The sequence below is a fragment of the Bacillus sp. FSL K6-1106 genome (assembly GCF_038005245.1).
In the GTDB taxonomy this organism is placed as follows: domain Bacteria; phylum Bacillota; class Bacilli; order Bacillales; family Bacillaceae; genus Bacillus; species Bacillus altitudinis.
This window is the reverse complement of the sequence record NZ_JBBOSV010000001.1, coordinates 1426870-1442063: the sequence shown is the minus strand read 5'-3', so window position 1 is coordinate 1442063 and position 15194 is coordinate 1426870. Positions and strand designations below refer to the sequence as shown.

The 15194-nt window shown below is 42.6% G+C and carries 15 protein-coding genes; 11 read left to right on the top strand and 4 right to left on the bottom strand.

Annotation, left to right across the window (positions count from 1 at the left end):
• Positions 1-10 precede the first annotated feature (10 nt).
• Together MHI20_RS07485 and MHI20_RS07480 are read left to right on the top strand one after the other, a co-directional pair.
• Positions 11-1633 (top strand): putative polysaccharide biosynthesis protein, encoded by a 1623-nt coding sequence (locus MHI20_RS07485; RefSeq protein WP_017358331.1) that lies wholly within the window; start codon positions 11-13, stop codon positions 1631-1633.
• A gap of 16 nt (positions 1634-1649) precedes the next feature.
• Positions 1650-2366 carry a pseudouridine synthase gene (locus tag MHI20_RS07480; RefSeq protein WP_340937400.1) on the top strand — a complete coding sequence of 239 codons (717 nt, stop codon included), beginning with the start codon at positions 1650-1652 and terminating at the stop codon, positions 2364-2366.
• A gap of 122 nt (positions 2367-2488) precedes the next feature.
• Here the strand turns inward: MHI20_RS07480 and MHI20_RS07475 are convergent, their stop codons facing one another.
• Complete coding sequence (locus MHI20_RS07475) at positions 2489-2710, bottom strand: DeoR family transcriptional regulator (RefSeq protein WP_008356419.1); 222 nt, start codon at positions 2708-2710, stop codon at positions 2489-2491.
• A 369-nt stretch (positions 2711-3079) separates the two neighbouring features.
• On the bottom strand, positions 3080-4378 hold the full coding sequence (locus MHI20_RS07470; RefSeq protein ID WP_017358329.1) for an NCS2 family permease: 1299 nt from the start codon (positions 4376-4378) through the stop codon (positions 3080-3082).
• Positions 4379-4472: 94 nt separating this feature from the next.
• On the opposite strand from MHI20_RS07470, the gene pepV reads away from it, so the two are divergent.
• Positions 4473-5873, top strand: a complete 1401-nt coding sequence (gene pepV / locus MHI20_RS07465; RefSeq protein WP_217967901.1) for a dipeptidase PepV — start codon at positions 4473-4475, stop codon at positions 5871-5873.
• 27 nt (positions 5874-5900) lie between these two features.
• Complete coding sequence (locus MHI20_RS07460; protein ID WP_340937396.1) at positions 5901-6518, top strand: Type 1 glutamine amidotransferase-like domain-containing protein; 618 nt, start codon at positions 5901-5903, stop codon at positions 6516-6518.
• A gap of 219 nt (positions 6519-6737) precedes the next feature.
• Here the strand turns inward: MHI20_RS07460 and cysK are convergent, their stop codons facing one another.
• On the bottom strand, positions 6738-7667 hold the full coding sequence (gene cysK / locus MHI20_RS07455; RefSeq protein ID WP_039964135.1) for a cysteine synthase A: 930 nt from the start codon (positions 7665-7667) through the stop codon (positions 6738-6740).
• Between the two features lie 93 nt (positions 7668-7760).
• On the opposite strand from cysK, the gene thpR reads away from it, so the two are divergent.
• From thpR to MHI20_RS07435, 4 genes are all read left to right on the top strand, one after another.
• Positions 7761-8312 carry an RNA 2',3'-cyclic phosphodiesterase gene (gene thpR / locus MHI20_RS07450; protein ID WP_081114430.1) on the top strand — a complete coding sequence of 184 codons (552 nt, stop codon included), beginning with the start codon at positions 7761-7763 and terminating at the stop codon, positions 8310-8312.
• A gap of 25 nt (positions 8313-8337) precedes the next feature.
• Positions 8338-9273, top strand: a complete 936-nt coding sequence (locus MHI20_RS07445; RefSeq protein WP_039168403.1) for a hypothetical protein — start codon at positions 8338-8340, stop codon at positions 9271-9273.
• A 47-nt stretch (positions 9274-9320) separates the two neighbouring features.
• A complete protein-coding gene (locus MHI20_RS07440; RefSeq protein ID WP_163116531.1) occupies positions 9321-10250 on the top strand; it encodes a YegS/Rv2252/BmrU family lipid kinase in 930 nt (309 codons plus the stop codon).
• Between the two features lie 284 nt (positions 10251-10534).
• Positions 10535-11335 carry a phosphotransferase family protein gene (locus tag MHI20_RS07435; protein ID WP_026050132.1) on the top strand — a complete coding sequence of 267 codons (801 nt, stop codon included), beginning with the start codon at positions 10535-10537 and terminating at the stop codon, positions 11333-11335.
• Here MHI20_RS07435 and MHI20_RS07430 read toward each other — a convergent pair.
• Positions 11332-11607: a YtzH-like family protein gene (locus MHI20_RS07430; protein WP_024719286.1), complete on the bottom strand. Its 276-nt coding sequence runs from the start codon at positions 11605-11607 to the stop codon at positions 11332-11334. The genes MHI20_RS07435 and MHI20_RS07430 overlap by 4 nt on opposite strands.
• A gap of 188 nt (positions 11608-11795) precedes the next feature.
• On the opposite strand from MHI20_RS07430, the gene trmB reads away from it, so the two are divergent.
• The 3 genes from trmB to MHI20_RS07415 all read left to right on the top strand — a co-directional run bounded on the left by trmB (position 11796) and on the right by MHI20_RS07415 (position 15174).
• On the top strand, positions 11796-12437 hold the full coding sequence (gene trmB, locus MHI20_RS07425; RefSeq protein ID WP_025207815.1) for a tRNA (guanosine(46)-N7)-methyltransferase TrmB: 642 nt from the start codon (positions 11796-11798) through the stop codon (positions 12435-12437).
• 117 nt (positions 12438-12554) lie between these two features.
• On the top strand, positions 12555-13403 hold the full coding sequence (locus tag MHI20_RS07420; protein WP_251185171.1) for a YtnP family quorum-quenching lactonase: 849 nt from the start codon (positions 12555-12557) through the stop codon (positions 13401-13403).
• Between the two features lie 73 nt (positions 13404-13476).
• Complete coding sequence (locus MHI20_RS07415) at positions 13477-15174, top strand: NAD-dependent malic enzyme (RefSeq protein ID WP_008343042.1); 1698 nt, start codon at positions 13477-13479, stop codon at positions 15172-15174.
• Positions 15175-15194 lie beyond the last annotated feature (20 nt).

Sequence of the window (15194 nt, the reverse complement as noted above, 5' to 3'; positions counted from 1 at the left end):
GGTTAAGCGCATGTCTAATAAACTGCTTCGTGGTACGTTGGTTTTAACGATAGGGACTTATCTCTCTCGTATTCTTGGTATGATTTACTTAATTCCATTTAGCGCAATGGTCGGCGCGACTGGTGGTGCGCTATTCCAATATGGATACAATCAGTATACGATCTTTTTAAGTATTGCTACGCTCGGTTTTCCAACAGCGGTATCGAAATTCGTCTCTAAATATAATGCAATCGGCGATTATGAGACAACAAGAAAAATGTTCAGGGCGGGTATGTCGGTCATGCTTGTCACCGGTATTATCGCCTTTTCTATTTTATATTTGACCGCACCGATCTTTGCCAAGATTCAGCTTGGAGGATCGAATGAAACGGGCGGTTTGACGGTCGATCAAGTGGTTTATGTGATTCGGATGGTCAGTTTGGGTCTATTGGTTGTACCCATTATGAGTCTTGTGCGAGGGTTTTTCCAAGGGCACTCGATGATGGGCCCGACAGCTGTTTCCCAAGTCATCGAACAACTTGTCAGAATCATCTTCCTATTAACAGCGACGTTTATCATTTTAAAAGTGCTTGACGGCGGTCTTGTTATTGCGGTTGGTTATGCCACATTTGCCGCACTCATTGGTGCGTTTGGCGGTCTATTTACGCTTTATTTATATTGGCTGAAGCGGAAAGATCGGCTTTTGGCAATGCAGCCGAATACAGGGGACTATTCTGGATTATCTTATAAGCAAATGTTTACAGAGCTGTTCAGTTATGCAGCACCCTATGTGTTTGTTGGGCTTGCCATTCCGATTTATTCTTATATTGATACAAATACAATTAACAGAGCGATGATTGCATCAGGACATCAGGATATTAGTACAGCGGTTCTGTCTATTGTGACGTTATATTTACCGAAGCTTGTCATGATTCCTGTGTCACTTGCAACTGCATTTGGTTTAACATTGATTCCTACCATAACGGAATCCTTTACAGCGCGAAATTACAAGCTGCTGAATCGACAAATTGATCAAACGATGCAGGTCATTTTATTCTTCGTTCTGCCTGCTTCATTTGGTATTTCGGCATTGGCTGGACCAGTTTATTGGTTTTTCTATCCGTCTGTGCATCCTGAGATTGGGACTTCTATTTTGTTTTGGTATGCACCTGTTGCGTTACTGTTTTCTTTATTCACCATTAACGCAGCGATTTTACAAGGGATTAACAAACAAAAATTTGCGATCGTCAGTCTTTTGTTAGGGATTATCATTAAAACGGTTCTCAATATCCCGCTGATTAGCTGGCTGCAAGGAAACGGTTCTGTGCTTGCAACGGCATTAGGCTACAGTGCCTCGATCTTGTATATGTTCATCATGATCAAGCGCCATGCAGGCTATTCGTTCCGCAGGATTTTTAAACGGTTTATTTTGATTGGTATTTTAACGGCAATCATGGCTGTAGTGGCTTATGTGACATGTCAGCTTGTAAGTCAAGTCATTTCATATGAAGGTGGAATCATACAAGCTGGTATTGTTATTTTGATTTCAATGATCACTGGCGGCGGTGTGTATATGTTCTTATCTTATAAAGTTGGATTGTTAGAGCGTGTACTTGGCAGCCGGATGCCATCATTTTTAAGAAAAAAGAGTTAAGAAGAGGTGGAGAAGCATGAGGCTTGATAAATTGCTGGCCAATACCGGCTTTGGTTCAAGGAAAGATGTAAAGAAGCTGGTCAAGGCCCGAGCTGTCACAGTGAATGGAGAAGTGGCGAAGCAGGTGAAAGATCATGTCGATCCAACAAATGATGAAGTGCTCGTGCATGGAGAGCGTGTAGAGTATAAAGAATTCATTTATCTCATGATGAACAAGCCAGACGGTGTCATTTCAGCAACGGAGGATCTGCGAGATGAGACGGTTGTTGATTTACTAGAGCCAGAGGATATTGCAAGGGAGCCATTCCCTGTGGGGAGACTGGATAAGGATACAGTCGGTCTCCTCCTCCTTACAAATGACGGCCAGCTTGCTCATCAATTGTTATCTCCGAAAAAGCATGTCCCGAAAACGTATGAAGTTCATCTAAAATACCCGCTTGGAGATCAAGACATCACTCGTCTTGAAGAGGGAGTTGTGATTTTAGACGACTACCGAACGAAGCCAGCGAAGGTTGAAGTAGATGCCAACCAAGAGGCAGATACACGAATCCGTTTAACGATTACTGAAGGGAAGTACCATCAAGTGAAGCTGATGGCACAAGCAGTGGGCAATGAAGTGATCTTTTTAAAACGGCTCTCGATGGGAGCTGTTTCATTAGACGAAGATTTGGCGTCAGGAGAATACCGTGAATTGACGGAAGAAGAGTTAGACAGCTTAATCAATCGTGATTAATATAGAGCAAATGAAAAGAAGACAAAGGGCTAAAATCAAGTTCATTTTAGCCCTTTGTCAACAAAATGAAAAGAACCGGCATATCGCCGGTTCTTTTTGTTATATGGAAGTTCATTATTCGCTTATGATGATATTTTTACTTTTTTTCTCGTTGTTTCCCATTTGCCTCTGCTTGGACTATGAACAAGATCGTTATAGGCAAGCACGTTTAAGTCTCTTTGGATGGTTCTAGGTGTGATCCCGAATTCATCAACCAGCTCTTGTGTCGTCACAAGACCTTTCTCTTGAATGAACATATAAACTGATTTTATTCGAGTCATCATACGGTTTGTTGAAGGTTTCAAAAAACCACTCCCTATCAATAAGATCGGATGGACTTGACTAACCACAACTTACTACACTAAAACTGCGACATAAGGACATGCAACAATGGTAAATGTTCGTGTTTCTTAATGTTTTATTCTATTATACACGTTATTATGCATCTAGTTCCACCAAAAAGTCAACTTTACGTGTTTTTAAACTTGTCTTCATGAATGAAATTATGGTATATATCATGATTTGAATCCGGTTACAACCCAATAAACACAAGGTGTATAAAGAAAATTGCCACTTAAGAAAGAGCAAAAAATAAACACAGAAAATTTACAAAATAAAAAATCATTCATACAAAAAAGACACATTCAAATGAGAAATGTGTCTTTTTATTTTGGTTATCCTTCTAAGAAAAAGAGCTGCACGAAAAATAAGACGGCAAAAATGAGCACAAGAATATGCACTTCTTTCCATTTTCCTTTTGCCAGCTTCACAAGTGGATATGAAATAAATCCTAGTGAAATTCCTGTAGAGATGCTAGATGTCAGCGGCATGGAAAGAATCACAAGAAAAGCAGGAAATGCTTCGTCAAGCTCATTCCAGCGAATACGTGACACTGAATTCATCATCAAACAGCCGACAATGATTAAGACAGGTGAAGTGATGGACGGCAAAGACGAAATGGCTTGAACGAGCGGACCAAAAAACAAAGCCACAATAAACAATGCAGCAACGGTTAAAGAGGTCAGTCCAGTTCTTCCGCCAGCAGCCACTCCTGATGAAGATTCAATGTAAGCTGTGGTTGGGCTTGTTCCAAACATTGAGCCAATTGTCGTTGCAGCAGAGTCAGCAAGTAAGGCTCTGCGTACTTTTGGGAGCTGACCATTTTTCATTAAACCTGCTTGTTCCGCAACCCCGATCATTGTTCCAGTTGTATCAAAAATCGTCACAAGTAAAAAGGAGAAGACAACAGCATACAAGTGATGGGAAAATACATCGCCAAACGCAGCGAATGGATTTGTAATCAGCATTCCTTCAGGCAGTGCTGGGGTATCCACTAGCACTTTAGGAAAATGAAGCTGACCTGTTGCAAGTGCAATTAACGTGGTTGCTAACATGCCGATAAACAGCGCTCCATTCACTTGAAGAACCATTAATATGACAGAAATCATTAAACCAACGAGTGTCAAAATGACAACAGGTGAGCTTAAATTGCCAAGCTTCACAAGATTTTGTGGATCAGCAGTGATGATTCCAGACTGTCTTAGCCCAATGAATGCAATAAATAGTCCGATACCTGCTGTAATCCCGTACTTTAAATTATCTGGAATCGCCTCAATGAGTTGTTTTCTAAGGGATGTTAACGATAAAATGATAAAGAGTATTCCAGCAACAAATACCGCACTAAATGCTGTTTGATAGCTGAGACCCCCACCACCGACAACAGTGACGGTGAAATAGACATTCAGCCCCATACCTGGTGCAATGGCAATCGGATAGTTTGCAAAGAGTGCCATCCAGAGTGTACCGACAACAGCAGCGATAATGGTTGCAGTAAAGACTTGGTCAAAAGGAATGCCTGCATCTGAAAGGATTCCTGGATTGACGGCTACAATATATACCATCGTAAAGAATGTCGTCATACCAGCGAGTAATTCTTTCTTTATATTGGTTTGGTTCTCTTTTAACTGAAACATAAAATCCTCCATTTACGAACATTATTACAAAACACTTAATATAATATTCGTTTTAAGGGTGGATTGCAACCTTTTTTCAAGGAGGAATGGAAAAATGAATTGGGAAGCAGAAGTCATACGAAAAAAAGACAATTTGATTCAGGATACACAATCTTTTTTACAAATTGAAAGTGTCTTGGATGAAGAAGGCGGCATAGCAGGAAAACCGTTCGGTGAAAAAGTGGATGAGGCTCTTCAGTATATGCTCAAAAAAGGGCAGGACGAGGGCTTCAAAGTGAAAAATGTTGATGGTTATGCTGGTCATATTGAATATGGAGAAGGCGAAGATATCGTCGGTGTGCTATGCCATGTGGATGTCGTGCCTGCGGGAGACGACTGGACAACCCCGCCATTTTCAGCGGACATAAGAGAAAATAAAATCTTTGCAAGAGGAGCCATTGATGATAAAGGGCCGACCATGGCGGCGTTTTACGCATTGAAAATGTTAAAAGATGCCGGTCTACCGCTGTCGAAAAAGATTCGAATCATCATTGGCACAGATGAAGAAAGCGATTGGAGATGCGTCGATCACTATTTCAAGCATGAGGCGATGCCGCAAATTGGGTTTGCGCCAGATGCTGATTTTCCAATTATTCATGCTGAAAAAGGGATCATAGATGCCATCGTATCCTTTACATACGAACAATCAGAAGAAAACAAGCGTTACATCCTCAAGCAATTCACATCAGGCATGCGTCTTAATATGGTCCCAGATGAGGCTCGCGCGATTGTGGCAGCAGCAAATGATCATGATGCTGAAGCCTTAAAAACGGCTTTTGCAGCCTATCTTGCAGAAAATCAGCTAACCGGTGAGACAAACCATACAGCAGATGGACTGACATTCACATTAAAAGGTGTATCAGTTCATGCAATGGAGCCGGCGAATGGCACAAATGCGGGCATTCATATGGCGAATTTCTTATGTGCGCATGAATTAGATGAAAGAGGGCTCGCTTTTACATCACAAATAAATGCTTTATTTGATCAAGACACAAGAGGACAAAAACTCGGCATCGCTTGTAAAGATGATATTAGTGGTGACTTGACCTTGAATGTTGGCACAATCCGCTATTCGCAAAACGAAGAAGCGAAGCTTGGGCTGAATGTCCGCTATCCTGTAACAGCGGACGGTGAGGAAGTCAAAAAAGGGATTGAACGAATAAAAGGGGCAGCGATTGAGAAATTTGATGACAGTCCTCCTCATCACGTCTCAAAAGACCATCCACTTGTGAAAACATTACAGCGTGTCTACGAAGAACAAACAGGAGATCCTGCCCATCTTATTGCGATTGGGGGAGGAACGTATGCAAGGTCATTAGAAGCAGGCGTTGCCTTTGGCCCTCTATTCCCAGGAAGACCTGATTGTGCACATCAAAAGGATGAATATATCGAAATCGATGATTTACTACGAGCAACTGCGCTATATGCACAAGCCATGTATGAATTGGCGAAATAAAAAAGGAAAGAGAAGAGGGGTTTCACCGTGAAAAAAATGTTCTTATGCTCTTCATTCAAAGACAGCTATTCTCTCTTGTCTGACTTTGCAGGCGACACCTTAAAAGGAAAAAGTGTGACATTCATTCCGGCAGCCAGTGAAGTGGAAGAAGTCACGCACTATGTCGATGCAGCAAAAGAAGCCTTTCATCAATTAGAAATGCGTGTAGAGACTGTTCAGCTGCCCGAGCAAACGGTTCAGGAGATCACACAGATCATTGGAAAGAATGATGTCATGTATGTATCTGGCGGCAATACCTTTTATTTGCTGCAAGAATTAAGAAAGCACGGGCTCGATCGTGTATTGAAAGAAGAGATCGGTAAAGGCAAGCTGTATATCGGAGAATCCGCGGGGAGTATTATCATGGCGCCAAGCATTGAATACATCTCACTGATGGATGATCAGGAGAAAGCGCTAGAATTATCTTCCTTTGAAGGATTCTATGAGATCAACAGCTATCCGGTACCGCATATAAACAATCCTTATTTAGGTGAAGCCGCGCAGCATATCATAGAGAAAGATCAAAATACGCTCTCTTTATGCCCGCTCACTGATGAACAAGTTTTACTTGTGACAGGCGAACAGACTGAGGTCAAGACGGTCTGAGTTGTTCCTTTCAGCGTGTAGACAAACCCTCGCATTCTTTGTCAGTCCTGCGCTCTGGTGCTCACGAATGTCAAATTCGCTCCGCGCTAGTACTCGTCCTTCCTAGGGCTGCAAAGGTTTTCTATCACGCTGAAAAGAAGACAAAGGGCTAAAATCAAGTTCATTTTAGCCCTTTGTCAACAATCTAAAAGGAACAGGAGCATACGCCCTGTTCCTTTTTTAATCTTGAAACACATCACTTGATAAATAACGTTCACCCGTGTCTGCTGTCATACAAATGACAATGTGATCCTTTGGCATTTGCTTGGCTGCTTCAATGGCTGCATAGCATGCCGCGCCAGATGATGGACCGACTAAAATACCTTCAAGACGGGCGAGCTTTCGTGTGATGTCGTAAGCATCTTCATCACTCACTTGCACAATCTCATCATACACCTGTTCGTTTAAAATTTGTGGGATAAATCCTGGACTTGTGCCAACAAGCTTATGTTTGCCAGGTTTCCCGCCTGATAAAACAGGAGACCCCTTTGGCTCTGCCACATGTATCGTCAATTCCGGGAATGCTTTTTTGAGTTCCTCTCCAGTGCCTGTAATGGTTCCGCCCGTTCCAGCAGTTGCGACAAAAGCGGCAAGCGGCTGTCCAATCTGTTGCACTGCATCAATAATTTCTACAGCCGTTGTCCCTCTATGAGCATCGGGGTTCGCACCATTGTCAAATTGCATGGGAATAAAGCTGTTAGGAATTTGAGCAGCTAATTCTTCTGCCTTGCGAATACAGCCTGGCATTTTTTCCTCCCCCGGGGTTAAGACGACCTGTGCGCCGTATGCCTTTAAAATATTGATTCTTTCTTGGGTCATCGTATCAGGCATGATCAGAATGGCTTTGTAGCCTCTTGCAGCAGCGTTCATCGCTAAGCCAATTCCTGTATTTCCGCTTGTTGGTTCAATAATCGTTGCCCCTTTTGTGAGCTTTCCTTGTTTTTCTGCCTCAAGGATCATATTGTAAGCAGCCCGATCTTTTACACTTCCGCTAGGATTAAATGATTCTAGTTTTAAATAAATAGCAGCGCCATGTTCTGGCTGAAGGCGCTGTAATTTTACAAGTGGTGTATGACCTATTAATTCAGCTATATTTTGTGCAACCTTCATCATGTGACACCCTTTCTTCTCATTCCGCATTACTTTAGTTATACTATCATCAATGGGGATTCGTAAAGTTTGTTAAAAAGGACAGGTGAAAATATGGCCGAAAGCCGTCATTATTTTATCGGGATTCCAATCCCTGAACAACTCGCGTATCAAATGAAAGCGGATATAGACAAGAGGAGCGGACTTTCCTTTCAAAAATGGACAGCACCCATTGATTATCATGTCACCCTTGTGTTTTTAGGTGCGATTCCAGAGGACCGTTTAAATAAGATTTCTGAGCTACTTGCACAGCTGTCTCCTGAGGTGTCTGCTTTCCCGCTCAAGCTGAATGAAGTAGGAATATTTGGCCAAAAGGAACGGCCGAGAGTCTTTTTTGCAAAGCCTAGTGAAAGTAAGCCTTTGATGGATCTAAGAGAAAAGGTGAAAGCAGCCGTTTTGGCAGCAGGTCATCCTGTCGAAAAGAGACCCTTTCATCCACATATGACGATTGCGCGCAAATGGAATAGGGAACAGTCCTATATAGAACAAGCACCCTTACGGAAAGAACCATATTCGATGGAGGTTTCTAGTATCGCTTTATTTGAAATCCGTCTAAAAGAAACCCCGCGTTATCACGCGATCAAACAATTTACACTACATAAATGATTCTAGAGGTTGGAGTGAGCAGCAGATGGCGCAAATTATTAAAATCCAAGATTATATATCACGATATGAACAAGACCCGCATCATTACATCAATCAGTTTATTCGATTGAAAAAACAAAGATGGGACGAGTTAAAAAAGGCTTCCAAAGAGCAGGTGCAAAAGCAGGCTGACCAAGCCATCGAGCAAGCACCTGAACAAGAGGAAGAAAAGAGAAAGAAATTCTCCTTAAAAAGAAAGCAAAAAGAAGCCGATATGAAAAAGGAACGGGACCTGAGTCTTTTTAACGAGCCAACAGATATAGAACAAGGTGTCTTTACAAACGTTCCTACCGATGAAACGAAGCTGATTCACTTTTTTAAAGATCATCTTTACGATGTTCAGTTAAAATGGGCCAGCTCGACGATCTCTCATATTTCAACTGTCTCCCATCACATTCGCTATGATGAAAAGCTGCGGATGCTTGCAAGGCAGCTGCCAGATTCTTATTTTGTGATGTACAAGCCGGTGCTGCTCATTCAAAAAGCTGAGATGGAATTGTGTCCAGTGCTCATTACACCGCTTGAAGTCATCTGCTTATCATTCTTAGAGGCAGAGCCAGACAGTGTATATATTGGATCGAAGGAACGTTTTTGGGAAAAGCGGGCGACGGGAAAGGCTGTTCAATCCGTTTTAAACCCTTGTGCAAGCCTTCTTCGCTCTGGAACTGTTGTGTCAAAAATTTTACAGCAAAGTGGTGTAGAGCTTCCTGTGAAAAAAATCCTCATCAGCCGCACCTCGTATATTGATTTGCCCGAAGTTCCATTCGGGATGGAGGTTGTCGATAAGAAGAAAGCGGAGGATTGGTTTGACAAGCAGCGGAAAAACACGGCGCCGACAAAGCACCAGCAATTCAAAGCGACAAAGGCATTGCTCGCTTATGGTGAATCAGACAGCAAAAGAAGGCAGGAATGGCTCGATTAAAGGCATATCAAGGTCACCAAAAAATGAGACCTGAGTGGAGCTAATATATGAATGAATGGTACTTTATCGTCAATCCAGTAGCAGGACAAGGAAAAGGACTCCGCACTTGGAGAAGCATAGAGAAAGAATTACAAAAGGTAGAGATCTCATACAGATCGTTTCTTACCCAGCATGAAGGACATGCCGAAGTTTTGGCGAGACAAATTAGCGCTATGCAAGACGACAGATTGAAACGGCTGATCGTCATTGGCGGTGACGGCACATTTCATGAAGTACTGAATGGTTTGAAAGAAATTGATCATGTGCAGCTAAGCTTTGTCCCAGCAGGTCATTGGAATGATGCTGCGAAGGGGCTGGGCATCCAGCGTCACGATGTGATCAAAGAAGTGAGAAAACAAAAAAGGATGCTGACGAAAACATTTTCTCTCGGCTCCTTTCAAGATCATGCAGAAAGTCCGCAATCTGTTCTTTTTCTCAATCATATTGGTGTTGGTTTTGATGCGCATGTCTTGAAGAGAACGGTCCATTTTAGAGGGAAAAAGTGGCTCAACCGACTCAAACTCGGGTTTATCATCTACCCGCTGTCCTTTCTACATTCGTTATGGTCTTTCAAACCGTTTGACCTTGCTCTTTTTATTGAAAATGAGAGAAAAGTTTTTCGCCAAGTGTGGTTTGTGATCGTATGTAATCACCCATATTATGGAGGCGGGCTGGAAGCAGCGCCGGAAGCAAGTGCGAGGCAATCAGGATTTCAAACAATCGTTGTCACGGATTTGAATCCATTGAAAGTCCTCTTATTTTTAAGTGCAATGGTTTTTAAAAAGCACCTTGTAATGGAGGGAGTCACCCTTTTTCAGCATGAAGAAGCCTACTTGGAGGCAGATGAAAAAATCCTATTTCACGCTGATGGAGAAGTGATTGGCGCCACTCCAGTGTTTGTTAAGGCTAGTGAGCGATCGTTAAAATTACGTGGCTAAGAAGCAGCCAGTGTGCGCACGAGCAAAAGAAACATGAAAAAAGACTTCCCTTTTCATAAGGTTCTTGTCCTGTTTTTCTAGTTTTGCTTGACGAGTATAAGAAGGTAGCGATAAAATCTATAGGACGGCTATTGTTTAGCATCTCATTCTCAATAGCTGTCCTTTTTGTTTTTATGATCATATAAATAAAAAATAAACAGCCAATTGATCTCAATCGGCTGAATTTTGTCGACTAAAAAAGCATGATTTAAAATATTTTAAGAAATGATGGGTTGAAAATTGATATGAACTGGTTGGGACAAATATTAGGTAGCGAATGGCACATCTCTCCTGCTGGAGGCGCTACGGGAGATGCGTACTTCGCAACACACAATGACCAAAAGCTATTTTTAAAACGCAATACGTCACCGTTTCTTGCGGTTTTGTCAGCTGAAGGCATTGTGCCGAAGCTTGTCTGGACAAAACGGATGGAAAATGGGGATGTCATTACTGCGCAGCACTGGCTGAGCGGCAGAGAGCTGAAGCCAAAGGACATGAATGACCGTCCTGTAGCGGAGCAGCTAAGAAAAATTCATACATCAAAAGAGCTGCTCGATATGCTGAAACGATTAGAAAAGCACTCGCTTGACCCGGCATCGATCTTGATGCATCTCAAGGCATCGATCTTAAAAGAGCAGATTGACTCACATGATATCACGCGCGCCATCCAGTATTTAGAGAAACATGTGGATGCAGTTCATTTCGAGGATAAGGTCGTATGTCATTGTGACCTCAACCATAATAATTGGCTGCTGACAGATGAAAACCAGCTCTATTTAATTGATTGGGACGGAGCAATGATTGCGGATCCAGCGATTGATCTTGGACCGCTCTTATACCATTATGTTGAAGAAGAGAACTGGGAAAGCTGGCTCTCTATGTATGGTGCTCCGCTGACCGACAACTTGCGAAAACGCATGGCATGGTATGTGCTGGCTGAAACCGTATCGTTTGTCGTTTGGCATAAAAGAAAAGGAAATGAAAAGGCGCAAAAAGAAGTGCAAGCCGAGCTACATGCACTCTTAAAACGGTTAAACATCCATTAAGACAGTGGAATGTTCTCGACCCAGTCAGATAGATGCGATTGATGCGCTTCGATATGTGCATCAATTGAACTGACAGAGGTACCTTTTTGGCTGTAATCATAAATATCTGTTAGCAGCTGACGAACGTCAGCATCCAAATCTTCTTTTGCCAGCATTAATTGAATCACGCGTCCCACCTGTTCATATTCTGCAACAGTTCCGCAGCAATCCAGCTGGTGATCAGTTAAAATATCTTTGATTAATTGAAGCTGATGTTGGCGGTTTAATCCCATACGTATGCTCCTTTCAAGCGTGTCATTTATGTGGTTAAACTGTGCATTCAGCTTTGATTTTATACATGAAGCAGACCAGCCCAATTAGCAGCTGGTCTTTTTCATATGTGCGGATAAGATGCTGTCTTGCGGCACTTTATGTTTCATGGTATCTTGATAAAATGTAAAGAAAATAGAGGTGTATCAAATTGAGAATGCGACATAAACCATGGGCGGATGATTACTTAGCTGAAAATGCTCATATTGCTTTAGCCAACCCTGAACAATACAAAGGGAAATGGCATGAGCTGTTTGGAAATGATCATCCAATCCATATCGAAGTCGGTACAGGAAAAGGGAGTTTTATTGCCGGAATGGGCAAGCTTCATCCTGAGATAAACTATATCGGCATTGAATTATTTAAAAGTGTCATTGTGACGGCAGTCGATAAAATCAAAGAAACAGATGTAGAAAACGTAAAGCTTCTAAACATCAACGCAGAGACACTGACAGATGTCTTTGCGGAAAATGAGATTGATCGGGTGTATTTGAACTTCTCTGATCCGTGGCCAAAATCAAGGCATGAAAAACGTAGGTTGACGTTTAAAGCCTTTTTAAAGCGATATGAACAGATCCTCCGTCCAGGCGGTGAATTACATTTCAAAACCGATAACCGCGGACTATTTGAATATTCCTTGAAAAGCTTTTCGTCTTACGGACTCCTTTTAACATATGTGAGCCTTGATTTACATGAGGATGGTCTCGAAGGAAATGTCATGACAGAATATGAAGAGAAATTCTCTTCCATGGGACAACCGATCTATCGATCAGAAGTAAAATTCCCTGAATAACAAGCGAACAAAGCTGGCTGCAACGAACGATTGCGGTCAGCTTTTTTTTGATAAAAAGATTAGCACATGCGATTTTCCTTTGTATTTGCTACGATAGAAAAAGGAGGGATGACAGCAATGGAGACAATGAAAATAGGTGAAATGGAACTGTTCTGGTTAAATGGGGGAGATACACACATGGATGGCGGTGCCATGTTTGGCGTGGTGCCAAAGCCATTATGGTCAAAAAAATACCCTGTGAATGATCGAAATCAAATTGAATTACGGTGTGATCCAATGCTCATACGGTGGAACGGTCTTCATCTGTTAGTAGATTCCGGCATCGGGTCAGGGAAGCTGACAGAGAAACAAAAACGCAATTATGGTGTCACAGAGGAAACGAAAATAGAAGAATCACTTGCGACTCTCGGTTTGCGCCCATCTGATATAGATTACGTCTTAATGACTCATTTGCATTTTGATCATGCAAGCGGGCTGACAAAACGTGAAGGCGATGAGCTCGTGTCTGTTTTTCAGCAGGCCAAAATCATCACGTCCAAAATTGAATGGGACGAAATGAGAGCGCCGAACATCCGCTCAAGAAATACATATTGGAAAGAAAACTGGGAGCCGGTTGCCGATCAAGTCATGACATTTGAAGATAGCATCGAAGTAACAGAAGGCATTCGCCTGCATCATACAGGTGGACATAGCAATGGGCATAGCATCTTAACGCTCACAAGTCAGGGAGAAACAGCTATTCATTTAGCGGATATCATGCCGACACACGCTCATAAAAACCCGCTTTGGGTCTTGGCATACGATGATTATCCAATGACCTCGATCCCGGCGAAGCAAAAATGGCAGGCATTTGCCGAAGAAAACAATGCATGGTACTTGTTTTATCATGATGCCATCTACCGTGCTGTAAAGTGGAATGAAGACGGGGCAATGACCCATGAGGTCAAAAGAGAAACCGGAAGATAAAAGATCATCTGTATGTTTTTTCGCCTTTCACACAAAATAACGACAAAATGAACTTGTGAAAGGAAGAGTGCAGGTGAATCAATTTTATCGTGTACATGGTGATGTCATCGAGACACCGTTAAGAGGGATGGAAGTCATGTCTGTCCCTTATTTAAACAAAGGGGTCGCATTTACAAAGGAAGAGCGGGAAGAGCTTGGGTTAAAGGGATTTCTGCCGCCGAAGGTGTTAACACTAGAAGATCAAGCAAAGCGTGCATATGAACAGTTCAAAGCACAGCCAGACGCACTTGGGAAAAATGTCTATTTAACTGCGCTTCATGACAGAAATGAAGTGCTCTTTTATAAATTATTAAATGAGCATTTGGCAGAAATGCTGCCGATTGTTTACACACCGACCGTAGGAACAGCGATTCAGCGTTACAGCCACGAGTATAGAAAGCCAAGAGGAATTTATTTATCCATTGATGACCTAGAAGGAATGGAAGAAATTTTTGCATCTTACGGAGTGGATGAATCAATTGATCTCATTGTCGCAACAGATGCAGAAGGAATTTTAGGCATCGGTGACTGGGGTGTTGGTGGAATCGCGATTTCAGTCGGAAAACTGGCTGTTTATACAGCCGCAGCAGGTATTGATCCTAGCCGTGTACTGGCAGTGGTGCTTGATGCTGGAACCAACCAAGAAAGCCTTTTAAATGATCCGCTTTATGTGGGAAATCAGCACTCCCGCGTTCGAGGAGAGCGCTATGATCAGTTTATTGATCAATATGTTGAGCTTGCCCGTGCGACTTTTCCAAATGCACTTCTTCACTGGGAAGACTTCGGTACAAAAAATGCGCGCGCCATTTTGGAAAAATATAAGGACCGTATTTGTACATTTAATGATGATATTCAAGGAACTGGAGCCGTTTCACTTGCTGCCGTTCTGGCTTGTGCAAAAGCATCGAAGGTTCCGCTGAAAGATCACCGAATCGTGATCTTTGGAGCAGGTACAGCAGGGATTGGTATAGCCGAGCAAATTCGTGATGCCATCGTGCGAGATGGTGTCAAAGAAGAGGAATCATATGATCATTTCTGGTGTATTGATAAAACGGGATTGCTCACAGATGATTCACCCGACATTCAGCCATTCCAAAAGCCGTATGCAAGACGTTCTGATGAAGTGAAGGATTATGCACGTAATGGTCCAAAGCATTCAATTGATTTGTTAGAGGTCGTGAAGCAGGCGAAACCTACGATCTTAATTGGTACCTCAACTGTAGGTGGGGCATTTACAGAGGAAATAGTGAAAGAAATGGCGTCACATGTAGAGCGGCCAGCGATTTTACCGATGTCTAACCCGACACCCCTTTCAGAGGCAAAGCCGGAAGATCTCATTGAATGGACAGAAGGACGTGCGCTTGTCACAACGGGAAGCCCGTTTGATCCCGTTGAATATGGCGGTGTGACATATGAAATTGGGCAGGCAAATAATGCCCTTGTGTTTCCAGGGCTTGGTCTTGGAACGATTGTGTGTAAAGCTCGCCTCATGACAGACAGCATGTTTGTTGCGAGTGCTGAAGCGATTGCGAGCATGGTCAATGTCGGAAAACCGGGTGCTGCGATGCTTCCAAGTGTTGATCAGCTCAGAACGGTTTCAGCGACAGTGGCTGTCCGTGTGGCACAAGCAGCGATTGACGAAGGAATTGCGGAAGAAACCCCTGATGACCTCATTCAGGCTGTGCAAGACGCCATGTGGCACCCTGTATACAAAAAAATCAAAGCCATCTAAAAAAAGCTTCGCAAGGACTT